The 14,737-nt window shown below is 42.2% G+C and carries 15 protein-coding genes; 12 read left to right on the top strand and 3 right to left on the bottom strand.

Going from position 1 to position 14,737, the window contains the following annotated elements; genetic code table 11:
- Window positions 1-26 precede the first annotated feature (26 nt).
- On the bottom strand, window positions 27-1,241 hold the full coding sequence (locus tag FHW89_RS18210) for an acyltransferase family protein (protein WP_216650610.1): 1,215 nt from the start codon (window positions 1,239-1,241) through the stop codon (window positions 27-29).
- A gap of 168 nt (window positions 1,242-1,409) precedes the next feature.
- Between FHW89_RS18210 and FHW89_RS18205 the strand changes: the two genes are divergently transcribed.
- The 10 genes from FHW89_RS18205 (at window position 1,410) to FHW89_RS18160 (ending at window position 11,688) form a co-directional block, all read left to right on the top strand.
- Window positions 1,410-2,120 carry an ATP-binding cassette domain-containing protein gene (locus tag FHW89_RS18205; protein ID WP_172336468.1) on the top strand — a complete coding sequence of 237 codons (711 nt, stop codon included), beginning with the start codon at window positions 1,410-1,412 and terminating at the stop codon, window positions 2,118-2,120.
- A gap of 345 nt (window positions 2,121-2,465) precedes the next feature.
- Window positions 2,466-2,987: a hypothetical protein gene (locus tag FHW89_RS18200; protein ID WP_172336467.1), complete on the top strand. Its 522-nt coding sequence runs from the start codon at window positions 2,466-2,468 to the stop codon at window positions 2,985-2,987.
- 169 nt (window positions 2,988-3,156) lie between these two features.
- Entirely contained in the window at window positions 3,157-3,693 is a 537-nt protein-coding gene (locus FHW89_RS18195) for a hypothetical protein (RefSeq protein WP_172336466.1), read from the top strand.
- Window positions 3,694-3,882: 189 nt separating this feature from the next.
- The gene (locus tag FHW89_RS18190) at window positions 3,883-4,389 is read left to right on the top strand and encodes an outer membrane beta-barrel protein (protein WP_172336465.1); all 507 of its coding nucleotides are present in this window, start codon (window positions 3,883-3,885) and stop codon (window positions 4,387-4,389) included.
- A gap of 548 nt (window positions 4,390-4,937) precedes the next feature.
- On the top strand, window positions 4,938-5,294 hold the full coding sequence (locus FHW89_RS18185; protein WP_172336464.1) for a nuclear transport factor 2 family protein: 357 nt from the start codon (window positions 4,938-4,940) through the stop codon (window positions 5,292-5,294).
- 230 nt (window positions 5,295-5,524) lie between these two features.
- Window positions 5,525-7,921: a gliding motility-associated ABC transporter substrate-binding protein GldG gene (gene gldG / locus FHW89_RS18180; RefSeq protein WP_172336463.1), complete on the top strand. Its 2,397-nt coding sequence runs from the start codon at window positions 5,525-5,527 to the stop codon at window positions 7,919-7,921.
- Between the two features lie 144 nt (window positions 7,922-8,065).
- Window positions 8,066-9,190, top strand: a complete 1,125-nt coding sequence (dnaN, locus tag FHW89_RS18175; protein ID WP_172336462.1) for a DNA polymerase III subunit beta — start codon at window positions 8,066-8,068, stop codon at window positions 9,188-9,190.
- A gap of 199 nt (window positions 9,191-9,389) precedes the next feature.
- A complete protein-coding gene (locus tag FHW89_RS18170) occupies window positions 9,390-10,130 on the top strand; it encodes a DUF4397 domain-containing protein (RefSeq protein ID WP_172336461.1) in 741 nt (246 codons plus the stop codon).
- An 11-nt stretch (window positions 10,131-10,141) separates the two neighbouring features.
- The gene (locus FHW89_RS18165; protein WP_172336460.1) at window positions 10,142-10,894 is read left to right on the top strand and encodes a DUF4397 domain-containing protein; all 753 of its coding nucleotides are present in this window, start codon (window positions 10,142-10,144) and stop codon (window positions 10,892-10,894) included.
- A gap of 140 nt (window positions 10,895-11,034) precedes the next feature.
- On the top strand, window positions 11,035-11,688 hold the full coding sequence (locus FHW89_RS18160; protein ID WP_172336459.1) for a DedA family protein: 654 nt from the start codon (window positions 11,035-11,037) through the stop codon (window positions 11,686-11,688).
- Between the two features lie 27 nt (window positions 11,689-11,715).
- On the opposite strand, the gene FHW89_RS18155 is transcribed toward FHW89_RS18160, so the two are convergent.
- Window positions 11,716-12,687 (bottom strand): zinc dependent phospholipase C family protein, encoded by a 972-nt coding sequence (locus FHW89_RS18155; protein WP_371742465.1) that lies wholly within the window; start codon window positions 12,685-12,687, stop codon window positions 11,716-11,718.
- Window positions 12,688-12,762: 75 nt separating this feature from the next.
- Between FHW89_RS18155 and FHW89_RS18150 the strand changes: the two genes are divergently transcribed.
- Window positions 12,763-13,431, top strand: a complete 669-nt coding sequence (locus tag FHW89_RS18150) for an HAD family phosphatase (RefSeq protein WP_172336458.1) — start codon at window positions 12,763-12,765, stop codon at window positions 13,429-13,431.
- 3 nt (window positions 13,432-13,434) lie between these two features.
- Here the strand turns inward: FHW89_RS18150 and FHW89_RS18145 are convergent, their stop codons facing one another.
- The gene (locus FHW89_RS18145) at window positions 13,435-14,187 is read right to left on the bottom strand and encodes a class I SAM-dependent methyltransferase (RefSeq protein WP_172336457.1); all 753 of its coding nucleotides are present in this window, start codon (window positions 14,185-14,187) and stop codon (window positions 13,435-13,437) included.
- Between the two features lie 221 nt (window positions 14,188-14,408).
- On the opposite strand from FHW89_RS18145, the gene rpsT reads away from it, so the two are divergent.
- Complete coding sequence (gene rpsT, locus FHW89_RS18140; RefSeq protein ID WP_076374856.1) at window positions 14,409-14,663, top strand: 30S ribosomal protein S20; 255 nt, start codon at window positions 14,409-14,411, stop codon at window positions 14,661-14,663.
- The last annotated feature ends 74 nt before the right edge of the window (window positions 14,664-14,737 follow it).

Raw genomic sequence — 14,737 nt, 5'->3', positions numbered from 1 at the left:
CCTTTTATGTGCCGTCTCCTAATATTTCAGATCTTGATAAATATTTTCCGCCGGTACATCCAGGAAAGTATGAGCCATAGGAAAAATAGGGTCAGGCCGCCGCTAACAAGCGTTGTATAGGCTATTCCAAATAACTGATCATAGTGCTGCCCCAGGTGCGTGTGGAGATTTTCGTTGATATATCGCCTCAGGCCACCGTCGGCCATGACATAGGCAGCGATTGAATTTACCCCGATCACCGTGAGGAAGAAAAATGGTTTCTGAATCTGTTTCAGATCAACCAGCCAATAAAATAAAGCCAAGAAACCAAAACATATACCGCCGCTGAAAACTACCCATGCCGGTGTCCAGATCCTTTTTACAATAGGGTTGATATTGGTTAGCTGTAACAATATCCCCAAAGCGATGAGGCTTCCCCCGGCTATGATAAAATATTTCAGCTTCTCTTTACCTGTTTGGCTGTTTTTCAAAACTCCGCCTGCCAAAAGGCCAAGAATCATAGTGCCCAGGGTGGGTATAAAACTGAGGGTTGAATAACCGCCTTCATTAAACAGGAAAGGCTGGCTGCGCGGTAACAGATTCAGAAACCAGCGATCTGCGGCCCAGGCCAGGTTGGTATTTTTATTCCAATGAGCTGCAAAACCATGCAGGTTATGTTCCCAGTTCGGCGGTACACCGGCTGATGCATAATCAAAGCCAGCCCCAGGCAAGGGATAAAGGGCGAATGCGAGCCAGTATCCTACCAAAATGAAGATCAGTACGCCAAGTTGTATTTTTGGCGAGCAAAAGCCAAGCATCACCAGGAAAGTATAACCCAGGCCTATTTGGGTAAGCGTATCTTCAAACGTAAAAACGGTGTGATCGGAACCCAATGATCTTAAAAAGAAACCGAGAAAAATGAGTACCAGCGACCTGAACAGGGTATGGCCAATAATGGAATTGAAAGTGGCTCCCTTTTTTTTCCGGGAGGCTACGGAATAGGGAAGTACCACACCCACTAAAAATGTAAAAGAGGGTTGGATCATGTCATGCAGGCTCAGCCATGTCCAAGGTACATGCGATTGGTTAAAAGCTAAAATTTGCCAAAACCTGTTGTCTGGTAACGCTTTCGCTACACTTTCAAAAGATACTACTTCGGCCATCATCAGCAGCATAACGAAGCCCCGGTAAACATCTACCGAAGCAATTCTGTTAACTGGAGCCTCGTTATTCACCGTTTCTGCAATAGTAGTTTTTCCCATTTCGAAATTTGATTAAATAGCCGTGCTTCAGCAGGTTGTATTATTGATGATTATAAAAACTTCTTTAAAGTAGCGTTTTTTTATTTTTTTGTCATAAGATTTAATCGATTTTGAAACCATCGGGGGATTTCTATCCCGAATATCACATCGAAAACTTATTTTTACCGCATGAGTATCGAGGTGCAGTCACTAACCAAAATTTACGGAACGCAAAAAGCGGTTAATAGTATCAGTTTTAGTGCAGGGCCAGGGGTGCTGGGCTTTTTGGGGCCTAATGGTGCCGGTAAATCTACCACCATGAAGATACTCACCTGCTTTATCCCACAAACCTCGGGTACAGCATCGGTTTGTGGGTTCGATGTGATTGCCCAGCCCCTGGAGGTACGCAGGCGCATTGGTTACCTGCCCGAGAGCAATCCGCTGTACCTGGATATGTATGTGAAAGAATCATTAGGTTTTATAGCCGGGATCCATAAATTACCGGAGCCCGAAAAACGAATAGCCACCATTATTGAGCAAACAGGCTTGGGGCCCGAGCAGCATAAAAAAATAGGTCAGCTATCAAAAGGGTACCGCCAACGGGTGGGATTGGCGCAGGCTATACTCCATAACCCCGATGTGCTGATACTGGACGAACCCACCTCCGGGCTTGATCCTAACCAGTTGATCGGCATTCGTCAGTTGATCCTGGAACTGGGGAAAACCAAAACCATCATCCTCTCTACCCATATTATGCAGGAGGTAGAAGCGGTATGCAACAAGGTGATCATTATCAATAAAGGCAAAATTGTAGCTGATGATACACTGCAAGGACTTCGCCAAAAAAACAATGACCATACATTGGAGCAGATATTTATTTCACGTACCCATGACAATTAATGTTTTTAATTTTAAAATAAACTTTTATTTTTGTGTCACCTAATTATTTTACTTGCGAATAAGATTGATACGAACTCCCTGCCGCCCACGGTGAGTATTCAAAATTATTCTATTGATTATTACATTTATTTTGCGAATTAACCGATACAATAGCACCACCGTCCCTGGGTGTGTATCTCATATTATTCTGTTGATTAATATGCCAAAATCACGTATTTAATAAAAAAAATTAAAAGAGTTTGTAACGTTTGCTCAGGAGCTGCGTCTATACTCTCAATAAAAAACTGCGTTATAGGAAAATCCTATTAACGTTGTGTTAACAAACAAACATCAATCTAATAAATTATGAAAAAAGTTCTATTAGCCTTAGCTATTATCGCTGGCACAGCATTCACAACCTTCGCGCAAACCAAATCTGGCGACAGCGGTAAATTTAGTGTAGGCGTTGAAGCGGGTTTGCCTGTTGGTGATGCTCATCAGGCATTTAATTCTGTATTGGGTGCTTCTGTTAAATATGAGTTACCGATAGCACCAAGCACCTGGTTTACCATTTCTGCAGGATATAATGCATTTTTGTACAAAAGCGAAGTTAAAGATGCGTTTAAGGCCCTTGGCCAGGACAGATCTGTAGAAAGTTTTGTTCCGGTAAAAGTGGGTGTTAAGTACTACATTGAGCAAGGCTTTTTTGCCGAAGGTCAATTAGGCGCGGCATTTGGTACAAGAAGCGGAAGAGGTACTGCTTTTGCTTATTCTCCGGGGGTAGGTTATACCTTTGATGGTGGCTTTGAAGCAGGCGTTCGTTATGAAGGCTGGTCAAAAAATGGTACCATTAGTCAAGTTGGTTTACGTTTAGCTTACCGTTTCTAAACAAAAAATTAACAATTAAGATTTAGGTAAAGCCCGGGGATATTATCCCCGGGCTTTATTATTTATAAATATTTTTTGGCGTATTAAACGTTAGTAGCCCCATGTGCGTCAAACCAAGCAACAGCGGTTAAAAAACAAGTCCGCATTAATCCTATTACAAAATTATTTTATGAAAAAAATCCTATTAGCCTTAGTCATTATCGCAGGCACAGCATGTACAACCTTTGCGCAAACAAAATCCGGTGATGGTGGTAAATTCAGTATCGGTGTTGAAGGCGGATTGCCTGTTGGCGATTTCCACAATTATTCTAATTATATTATTGGTGGTTCGCTTAAATATGAGTACCCGGTAGCCAATAATTTATTTATTACCGCATCGGCGGGGTATAGCAGCATACACATCAAGAGTTTTGATGTTTCTTTTAATGACCCGAATATCAGCTATCAATTTCACAGTGATGGCGGCTCTGTCGGTATAATACCCGTAAAAGTGGGTGCCAAATACTATTTTGACGGGCACTTTTTTGGCGAAGGCCAAATAGGTGCTGCATTTGCAACCGGAAATGGCAGTGGTACGGCATTCGTTTATTCACCGGGTATAGGTTATACTTTTGCCGGTGGCTTTGAAGCAGGAGTTCGTTATGAGGCATGGTCAAACAATGGAACTATCGGGCAACTGGGTTTGCGATTGGCATACCGTTTCTGATCTTCTAAAAATTAACAATTAAAATTTATAAAGCCCCGGGAATATTATTTCCGGGGCTTTATGTTTTATACCGTTAGTACGGTTACTTATAACCCGGTTATGGTTTTGCCATGATACGGGATATATGATATAGAGCAAACAATATGTTTACATGACTGTATTGATAGAAATCACACAATTTAAAAAATCATGAAAAAAATTCTATTAGCCTTATTCATTATTGGATTTACCGCGGCGCAAAGCTTTGCGCAATCCAGGGGCAGAAACAGCGGGATATTCAGCATCGGCTTTGAGGCTGGATTACCTACAGGTGACGCCCATCATCTTTTTGGTTCGGTATTAGGTGCTTCGCTTAAATATGAGCTTCCGATTGAACGCAGTACCTGGTTTACCATATCGGGTGGCTATAACTCCTTCCAGCCAAAAGGGGTATATAGTGATTTCGGCGGTCCCGCTATCAATGCCATTCCTTTAAAAGCAGGTATTAAATATTACTTTGACAGGAACTTTTTTGCCGAAGGACAAATAGGCGCCGCGTTTTTTACCGGTGCGGCTGATGGTACCGCATTTGCCTATTCGCCTGGTATTGGTTATAGCTTTAGGGAGGGTTTTGAGATTGGCCTGCGTTATGAAGGCTGGTCGAAAGATGGTACTCTGGGCCAGGCTGGTTTGCGTTTGGCTTATCGTTTTAGATAAGAGCTCAAGTAAACAAAAGAGTCCTGAAATAGCTAAAATTTCGGGACTCTTTTGTTTAAAAGACATTTTAATACCCACTCCGATGGGAAAAATCACAAGCGGTACACACGCCAAATGATGGTTTACACCTTTACCATGATATTAGGAGTATTTTTACTATAACTAATTTTTTATCAGTTATTTATGCTAATGTAAACCCATGAAAAGTGTAAACCATGTAAACTCACTGTTTTGAAGGAAATGTTGGTCGTTGGCCCTTTACTGACGCACACTCAATGTGATTAAGTTAAGGAGAGGTAAACCCCATCGGGGTTAAAGCTTTGTAGAAAAATTCAGTTTCAAAACCAGTGCCGTAGGTACTGTACTTAGGTTGCATACCTACGGCGTGCTTAAGATCTCTTTTTGTTTGCTACAAAGCTTTTACTCCTCCGGAGTAGATCGGGTGCTTGCTATCTCAATTGTCGTAAAACACCCCGATAATGTCATTCTGAGCCCTCCCGCCTGTTTTGTATAAGGGCTAACTTTGTTATCAACAAAATCAAATTACTATGACAACTAAAGAAATTGTATTACAGGTTATCGATGCTTTTGATAACAACGATGTTGATAAAATATTAAGGCTTTTTGCTGATGACGTAGTATGGACTATGAAAGGTTCAAGCGTTACTATCGTAAACGGAAAGGATGAAGTAGAAAAGTTTTTGGGCGGAATGGATGATGTAAAGATTGTTTCATCAACCCATGACCACGTTATTATTGAAGGTAATAAAGCCGCTGTGGATGGCTTTATCCAATGCAAAGGCAAAAACGGCGAGGAAATAAACATGCATTATGCCGATTTTTATGAAGTGGAAAATGATAGGGTGAAAATAGTTACATCCTATATAGTTGATAAAAAGGATTGAGGTAATTTTCATTTTTGGAATTTGAAAAGAACGCATCATTGCGAGGTACGAAGCAATCTCTAAGCTATACGGAGTGGCTCTGCCTATCGGGGATTGCTTCGTGCCCCGCAATGACGTGTGGGAGAAGGAGTGGTTACCTTACGAGACAGCCAGCATAACCACATTATATATAAACCCATAAACCAATAAAAAAATATTGTAATTTCGGCGCCTAACACCCGATCAAAAAAGTGCTAAGTATCCTTAAAAAAGAAATCGTTTCGTACCTCAGCTCATTGGTGGCTTATGTCACTATAGGTGTGTTTTTATTGGTGCTGGGTTTGTTTTTGTGGGTATTCCCGGATTCGAGTATTTTAGATTATGGCTATGCCGGGCTCGAAAGTTTATTCAGCACAGCTCCATACTTATTTATTTTCCTGATACCCGCCATCACCATGCGTTCGTTGGCCGAGGAACGTAAGGAGGGTACTTTTGAATTGTTATTCACCCGTCCGCTTACCGACTGGCAAATCGTATTGGGTAAATACCTGGCCAGCGTGTTGCTGGTGATTTGCGCTTTGCTACCCACACTGGTTTATTATTTTTCGGTGAGCACGCTGGGTACGCCACAGGGTAACATTGATACAGGAGCGGTTATAGGGTCCTACATAGGCTTGTTTTTATTGGGCGCGGCATTCGCAGCTATCGGTATGTTCGCCTCATCTATCACCAAAAATCAGATCATTGCCTTTACAGTGGCGGTGTTCCTGTGCTTCTTTTTTTACAGCGGGTTCGATTCGCTGAGCCAGTTGCTGTCGTTACAGGACCTGGGTTTGCAAAACCTGGGTATTACAGAGCATTACCAATCCGTAAGCCGTGGTGTACTGGACACGCGCGACCTGACTTATTTTATCATAGTAAGCGGCATATTTATATGGCTTACGTTGTTCGTGATCATCCGTCAGCGCAAAAAAAATATTATTTCAAGCTCCCCCTTCAGGGGGCTGGGGGGCTTGCTGGTTTTGGCTATCATTGGCAATGTCGCATTTACCCGTTTTGACTTTACTTCCGAAAAACGTTATACGCTTTCGCCCATCAGCAGGCAAATTATGGATGGTTTGCAGCAGCCGGTAAAAGTTACCGTGTATTTGCAGGGTGGCAATTTGCCGGGTGGCTTTAAAAGGTTGCAGGGTGCAACGCGTGATATGCTTAATGATCTGCAGGCATACAGTCACCGTAAACTACAATTCGAGTTTATTGACCCGCTAAAAAATCTTTCCGGCGATCAGCAAAACGAGGCCATCCAAAACCTGGAAGCCAAAGGCATCGAACCCACCAACCTGAGTGTAAAAACCGACGACGGCGTATCGCAAAAACTGATATTTCCGGGTGCGCTGGTATCGGCCAATGGTAAAGATATTGCTGTGAAGCTATTATTAAGCAGGATAGGGCTTTCGCCGGATGAGGTGTTGAATAACTCCATCCAAAACCTGGAGTATGCTTTTTCATCGGCCATAAAAAAAGCAACCAGCGGGGGCAAGCCCGAAATTGGCTTTACCGAAGGTCATAACGAACTGAGCGACCTGCAACTGAACGATGCGATGAAATCGCTTTCCGACGGATACCAGGTTGGCCGGGTTAACTTAAGTACGATTAGCACCGCCGGCTTGCAAAAGGTAAAACTGCTGGTGATACCCAAACCTGATAAAAAGTTTACCGAACTGGAAAAATTCAAGCTCGATCAATATATTATGCATGGCGGTCGGGTACTGTGGACGATTGACCAGGTAAGCGCCGAACTGGACAGCCTGCGCGGGCATGGCGGCGAGCAGCTGGCTTTTGCCAAACAATTGAACCTGGACGATCAGCTTTTCCGTTATGGTGTGCGGATCAATTACGATCTGATAGCCGATATGAACTGTTCGCAGATACCGGTTACTACGGGCAGTGTAGGCGGGCAGGCACAGATACAAATGCTGCCCTGGCTGTTTTATCCGATATTTATCCCGCTGTCTAAACATCCGGTAGTGAAAAATCTGGACGGCATCAGCAGCGAATTTGCCAGTACTATTGACCTGCTGGATACTAAGGATGTAAAGAAAACCATCCTACTTACCTCGTCGCCTTATAATAAAAAAATGAGTGCGCCGCATATGCTGTCGTTACAGGCATTGGAACAGGAGCCTAATCCTAAAGATTTTCAAAGCCCGCAAAAAACGGTAGGGGTACTGCTGGAGGGTAAATTTGTATCCGATTGGCGCAACCGTCCGCTTCCCGATGGGTTTACCGAACAAGCGACTATACAGCCAGAGAGTGTACCTACCAAAATGATCGTGATCAGTGATGGTGATATTTTGAAAAACCAGGTAGGCAGCGATGGATCGCCTTATCCGTTGGGCTATGACCACTATACCCAGCAAACTTATGGCAACAAAAACCTACTGCTGAATATTGCCGATTACATGACCGATGATTCGGGCCTGATAGCCCTGCGTACCAAGGAGATCAAGATGCGTTTGCTCAACCGTGCACGTATCCGCAACGAAAAAATGTACTGGCAACTGGTAAATACGGTTGGTCCTTTGCTTTTAGTGTTAATATGTGCTATTTTTCAACATTACATCCGTAAACGGAAGTATGCGCATTAAATTTTATATTTTTGATAACTAATAAGCCTCACCCTGCCCTCTCCAAAGGAGAGGGATAAAAAAATGAGGAGTTAAAGTCCTCTCCTTTGGAGAGGATTTAGGTGAGGCTTAATTTTATATTTTTGATTGATAAAATATTCCCTTATGAGATTTATTGTTTCTACATCAACATTACTCAAACAACTGCAGGCTGTAAGCGGGGCTTTAAGCAATAGCACTGTTTTGCCTATACTGGAAAACTTTTTGTTCGAGATAAAGGATGGAAACTTAACCATTTCTGCAACCGATCTGCAAACCAGCATGACCACGTCATTAGCTGTTGAGGCTAAAGAAAATGGCCGTATTGCCATACCATCGCGTATATTATTAGAGACCTTGAAGTCGTTACCAGAGCAGCCGGTAGCTTTTTCTGTGGATGATAACACGTTTGCAATTGAAATAAACGCGGGCGATGGTAAGTACAAACTAAGTGGCGAAAATGGCGAGGATTTCCCGAAGATACCGGTAGTAGAGAACGCTTCGTCGGTAAATTTACCGGCATCGGTTTTAGCCGAAGCGATCAACAAAACCATTTTTGCGGTAAGTAACGATGAACTGCGCCCGGCCATGACAGGTGTATACTGCCAGCTAAGCACCCAATACCTTACTTTTGTTGCTACAGATGCGCACAAACTGGTACGCTATCGCCGTAAAGATGCCAAAGCTGCAAGTACCACTTCGTTCATATTACCTAAAAAGGCGTTAACGCTGTTAAAATCATCTTTACCAACTGATGATGTGAATGTATCTGTAGAGTATAACTCCACCAGTGCGTTCTTTAAGTTTGGTAATATTAACCTGGTATGCCGTTTAATTGACGAGCGCTATCCGGATTATGAGGCGGTTATACCTCAGGTAAATCCAAATAAATTAAATATCGACAGGCTTACCTTCCTGGGTTCATTGAACCGTGTGGCTATTTATGCCAACAAAACCACTCACCAGGTAAGGCTTAAAATAAGCGGCAGCGAGTTGAATATATCATCAGAGGATATTGACTTTGCCAACGAAGCGCATGAGCGTTTAAGCTGCCAATACGAGGGCGAAGACATAGAAATTGGCTTCAACGCACGGTTTTTAATAGAAATGTTGAAGAACTTAAGTTGCGAAGAAGTATCTTTGGAGATGTCGACACCAAACCGTGCCGGGTTATTGTTACCTCAGGGTGGCGATGAAAATGAAGATGTGCTGATGCTGGTTATGCCGGTGATGCTCAATAGTTATGCTTAAGTGTAAACTTAAATTATAAATCCAAAACTAAGTCCGGTTTAAAAGAACCGGACTTTTTTGTTCGCCGCGGATAACAAAAAACGCGGGAATCAGTTATATAGATTGATTTTTAGTTAGTGAATTAGTGGTTTAGTGAATTAATGATTCAAATATCTTTACTCACTAAATCGCTAATTCACTAAATCACTAATTTGCCAATATGAATATCAGGATCAAAGCCTTTACTTTTATTATAGCCGCGGCGGCATGCTGGGCATCCTGTAAAAAAAATAACGATAAGCCTACGTTTCTGCCAACTACCAATGTCAGGGTGATTAACGCATCAAAGGATACGGTTAATTTTTATCAGAACGGCACATTGATCAATAATACCTCAACGTATTTTCCTGGCGGTACACTGGCCAATTTATTAATCGTAAAAGCAGGCTTGCAAAATTATCAGGTTAAACTGGCAAAGCCTTCTGCCCCTAACCCTTTATTTACTTTGCCGCTTACGCTTGATAGTGGGAAAAGATATTCGTTATATATAAGCAGTAGATCAGCAGACGGGATTTTTTTTACTACCGATACCGCAACCGCACCTACCAATAATACCGCTAAACTCAGATTTGTAAATGCATCGCCGGATGCGGGGCCCCTTACACTGGCTTTTGTATCTCCGGGCGCCTCTCCGGTAATTACCCCTCAGTTGAGTAATATAGCTTATAAAACAACAACCAACTTTTTGAACGTTACGCCAAGTACAACAGCTACACCTGGCACAACACTTGGCCCGGGTTCGCTTATTTTTAGTGTTTACCAAACCGGGTCTGATATAAGTACCGCCAGAAAAGATACGGTAACAATTAGTATGGGTAGAATTTATACTGTAGTTGGTTATGGTACTATAGGTTCAGGCGGCAATCAGGCAATTGGCGCCAGTTTAATAGTTAATCAATAAAATTTTAATTAATGACTAACCCCAATAAAAGCAGCTTACTGGTTTCCTTACTTTTAATTACCGTTGGTACTTTGCTGTTGCCTTTCCTGTCATCATGCGGTAAAGGCGCCAATGCTAATCCTACAGGGTTGAATACGCAGCTGCAGATAGTTAATTTAAGTCCCGACATACAACCGGTAAATTTATACCTCAACTTCCTTAAGGAGAATACAACCAGTTATACCTATCCTACTAATTCAGGTTATTTTTTTATATCCACCCTGTTACCGCCAGTGCAATTACGCACAGCAACACTGGCCCCTATAAACCTGGTTACTATCGATAGTACAGTAGCATTAAAAGCTAACTCCAAATACACCTTATTCATTACCGGTTTCAGGAGCGATAATTCCATAAAAAAATCAATGCTGTTATTAGATACGGCTACTGTTCCTCCTTTAGGCAGAGCTATAGTACGGTTTGTTCATTGCTCGCCTACCTCGGCCCCGCTTGATCTTAGAGCTAATGGTATCGGGACAGCGCTGTGGACGAAAATTCCTTTTGATTCCGTATCAAAATATGTTCAGCTGCCTGTAGGCAATTATAATTTCACTATCAATTTAAATACCTCGCCCGATAATGCTCAATTCACATTGCCTAATGTTACCATACAGGATGGCCGTGCATATACCATTTATACACAAGGAATTGTTGGCCGGACAGATTCGGTTGCATTTGGCGCGGCTATATTGACCAATAATTTACTGCTGAAAACTACGAAGTAGTATCAAGTAGTTAGTATCAAGTATCAAGATTTTTTGCGAATGCTAACTACCGTGTTTAGGGAGTCGTGATACTTGATACTAACTACTTGATACCTGATTCTGATTTATATTCCTATTTTTAGCCAAAATTTCAAAAAACCGTGGAAGTAATAAAAGCCATTATCGATTTTATACTGCATATTGATGTGCATTTAAGCCAGATCACCAGCGACTATAAAGGCTGGACTTATCTCATACTGTTTGCGATCATTTTTGCCGAAACCGGTTTTGTGGTTACTCCCTTTTTACCCGGCGACTCGCTGCTGTTTGCAGCAGGCGCGCTTATTGCTAATGGTAAAACCGGCCTGGATATAACTTTGCTGGCCATTATGTTGGTTATTGCCGCTTTTGCGGGTAATACGGTTAACTATCTGCTGGGTAATTATTTAGGTCCAAAGGTTTTTAAAGAGGATAACAAAATATTAAAACTGGAATATTACCTCAGCACTAAAGCGTTTTTTGATAAACATGGTGGTAAGGCAGTTATATTCAGCCGGTTTTTACCTATCATCAGAACAATTGCCCCTTTTGTAGCCGGCGTTGGTCGTATGCCTTTTTTACGTTATAGCCTGTATAATATTGTAGGTGGTGCATCATGGGTGCTGAGCTTTTTGTTTATCGGCTTCTTTTTTGGCAATATCCCAGTGATCAAACAAAACTTTACCCTGGTGGTAATGGCTATTATATTGATATCTGTAGTGCCGCCAATTTATGCGGCCATAAAAAGCAGGGCCAGCAAAAAAGCTTCAGTATAAATATATCTCAGCGGTAGGTTCAGAGTTTTATTGAGGTGCCTGGTAAATGCATTTGCCTGTTTTGTACATGGCTTCTTCATGCTGTAGCTTAACCCGATCTTCCGGGCTTAGCGGTTGTGCTATCAGTTTATTCAAATTCGGCTGCCCGGCATCTACCCAGGCCGAGTACCAGAAACTTCCAACCGAAAGTATCGACGAGCGCATTTGCCGCTCTACCATGCCTTTCAGCATTTTTTGATAAGCATGGCTGTAGGCAATGGAATAGTCATTAAGCTTACGTTTGCCGCGCATCACCAGGCTGTATTTTTTATCGGGTGGGAAACTTCTGTTGATCATCCGCTCAAACCGCAACACCGAATCGACACTTTTGAAGGATCCCCGGCAAATTTTAAATGCCTCGGCCAGTGGATTATCAATATAGCGTGCCCGGCCTGCATAAAGATGATACTGCTTAATAAACAGCTCCGGAAGCCGGGTTTCCCATAAACCATGTATGCCTGTCTGATCGGTAAGCTGCCCGTCATAGTTCAGGGTAAGGTGAAGGGGTACATGCGCATCGGCAACGTAGTGCCCCAGGTAGGCCGATGCATTAAGTATAGCTGTGGTATCGTGAGCCTTAAATGCCCTAACCAAGCGGTAATACTGGTATTGGATAGTCCACGGAACGGTGCCATATTTGTTTAACGTATCGGCAGAGTATTTGGCTGCGGCGTCGGTCCATCGTTGTGGCATGGCGGCAAAAGGCTTTTTGCCATAATGGTCAGCATCAAAAAAGTGACGGGGTATCTCGGCCGAGTCTACATAGCGGCGTTTATCGGCACTCACGGCATGTTCTGTAATATAAGCGATATTGGCCTTGTAAAAACCGGACATGCCCTTAGGAAGCGTAAAAACCGCCAGTCTGTTGATGCGATAATGCGCAAAGAACCCCCATGACGAACAGAGGAACATTAAACATACAACTGATAAGCTTAAAATAAAGCGCCGTTTCATTGGCATAAATATGAGCCTAAGTTTTGAGTTTTAGATCACAGAAACACCAAAGTTTATAACTTTACTGCCTAAGCCTATACAATGAAATATCTTAAAGCCCTGTTGTTCGACCTGGACGGTACCTTAATCGATTCTGAATTTTTTCATTTCGAATGCTGGAACGAAATTTTATCGGAGTTTGATGTGCAATTAACTTATGATGACTGGCTGAAAACCTACGCTGGTGTTCCTATGCCCGCCAATGCGGCCCGTCTGGCCGAAAAATATAGTATTGCTGCCCCATTACCGCAAATTATTGATAAACGGGAAAGGCTGACCTTGGAACGCCTGAAAACCAAAGATGTAAACCTGATGCCGCATGTGGCTGATGTGCTGGAGTATTTTAAAAGTAAAGGATTGAGGCTGGCATTGGTAACTTCAAGTCCGCGGCAGGATGTGGAGGCGGTATTTGAAAGGAATGGTTTAGGCAGGTATTTTGAATTGATTATCACCCGCACCGAGGTTGCCAAAAGCAAGCCCGATCCGGAAAGCTACCTGGTATGCGTCGAAAAACTCGGCGTGTTGAAAGAGGAATGCCTTGTTTTTGAGGATACCATCAATGGCGTTAAATCGGCAAAAGCTGCCGGACTTACCTGTTTCGCCATTCAAAGCAATACCGGTGAACATCATAAACTAAGCATTGCCGATAAATTGTTCCTTGATTTTAAGGAGGCAAAGAATTATTTAATTACAGAGGAGCTTATTGCGTAGTTGCTACAAGCGCCCAACATAAACCTTGGTATCGTAATTTATGGTGATGACGCCATCTTGTTGGTAGCGGTTGAACAATTCTTGCAGATCATTGATCATAGGTCCATAGCCGGGCTGATCTTTGGTAGGCATATAGGATGAAGATAGCAGTCGGCCTTTTAATCCCTCAAAATCAAAAACCTGTTTGTTTTCAAATACTTTAAGTTCAAAAGGCTCAGGATCGTAAAAAGAGCCAATGTTATCATAATCAATATTGCGATGGCCAACTTTTACATAATCCTGGCCGTGTGTGATGATCAACTGGTCATAGTCCTGTTCAAATGCAGATGCTGTTTTTCGTTCATTCCAGATCAATGCCACGATACCGTCGGGTTTAAGAATGTGTTTAAATTCCTCCCGCGCATTTTTTGCGTTAAACCAGTGGAAAGCCTGCCCGGCAATAATAGCGTCAACGCTTTCAGTATTTAAGCCTGTAGCTTCTGCCGTACCATCAGTCGCTGTAAAATTGGGGTAACGACCGAGCAAATCGATAGATTTTTCTCTCATTTCGGCATTGGGTTCAACCGCAATAGCCTGGTACCCGGCATTTAGGAACAATTGGGTAGATATTCCGGTACCTGCGCCAATGTCGGCTATCAACTTATCGGTAGTCAATTGGTAACTATCCTGTAAAAAGGTAATGATAGCAGTAGGGTAATGAGGGCGGTACTTTACATAATCGGCTACCCGGTTACTGAATCTTTTGGTGCTGTCCATATCTCTAAGAAAATAAAATATTTACATATACAACGTTTGCCATTCTATATAGTTGTTTTCTGTGTATAATATGAACGCGCAGGGCTAACGTAAATCAGGAGAGTGTCATTAGTTAAATCGGGCTTTAAAACTTTAATAAAAAAGCACTTGCATATTTAAATTTATCGGCATATATTTGCAGTCCTTAAAATAAATAGAAAAAAGAATAACAAAGCTATACAATGGCAAATCATAAATCGTCTTTAAAAAGAATCAGGTCAAACGCTGCGAAGCGTCTGCGTAACAGGTACCAGGCTAAAACAACCAGGAACGCTATTAAGAAATTAAGAAACACTACTACTAAAGCTGATGCAAGCGCACTGTTAGGTAAAGTGATCTCTATGTTAGACCGTTTAGCTAAAAAGAATGTTATTCACAAAAACAAAGCTTCGAACAATAAATCAAAGCTTACTAAATTTGTTAATGGCTTAAGCTAATCGCTTAACTAAAAATATATAAAAAGGGTTGTACTGAAAAGTACGACCCTTTTTTGTTATTACACACGTCATTG

Origin of the sequence: Mucilaginibacter sp. SG564, assembly GCF_013149275.1 — a bacterium.
In the GTDB taxonomy this organism is placed as follows: Bacteria; Bacteroidota; Bacteroidia; order Sphingobacteriales; family Sphingobacteriaceae; genus Mucilaginibacter.
This window is presented reverse-complemented; position numbering and strand designations above follow the sequence as displayed.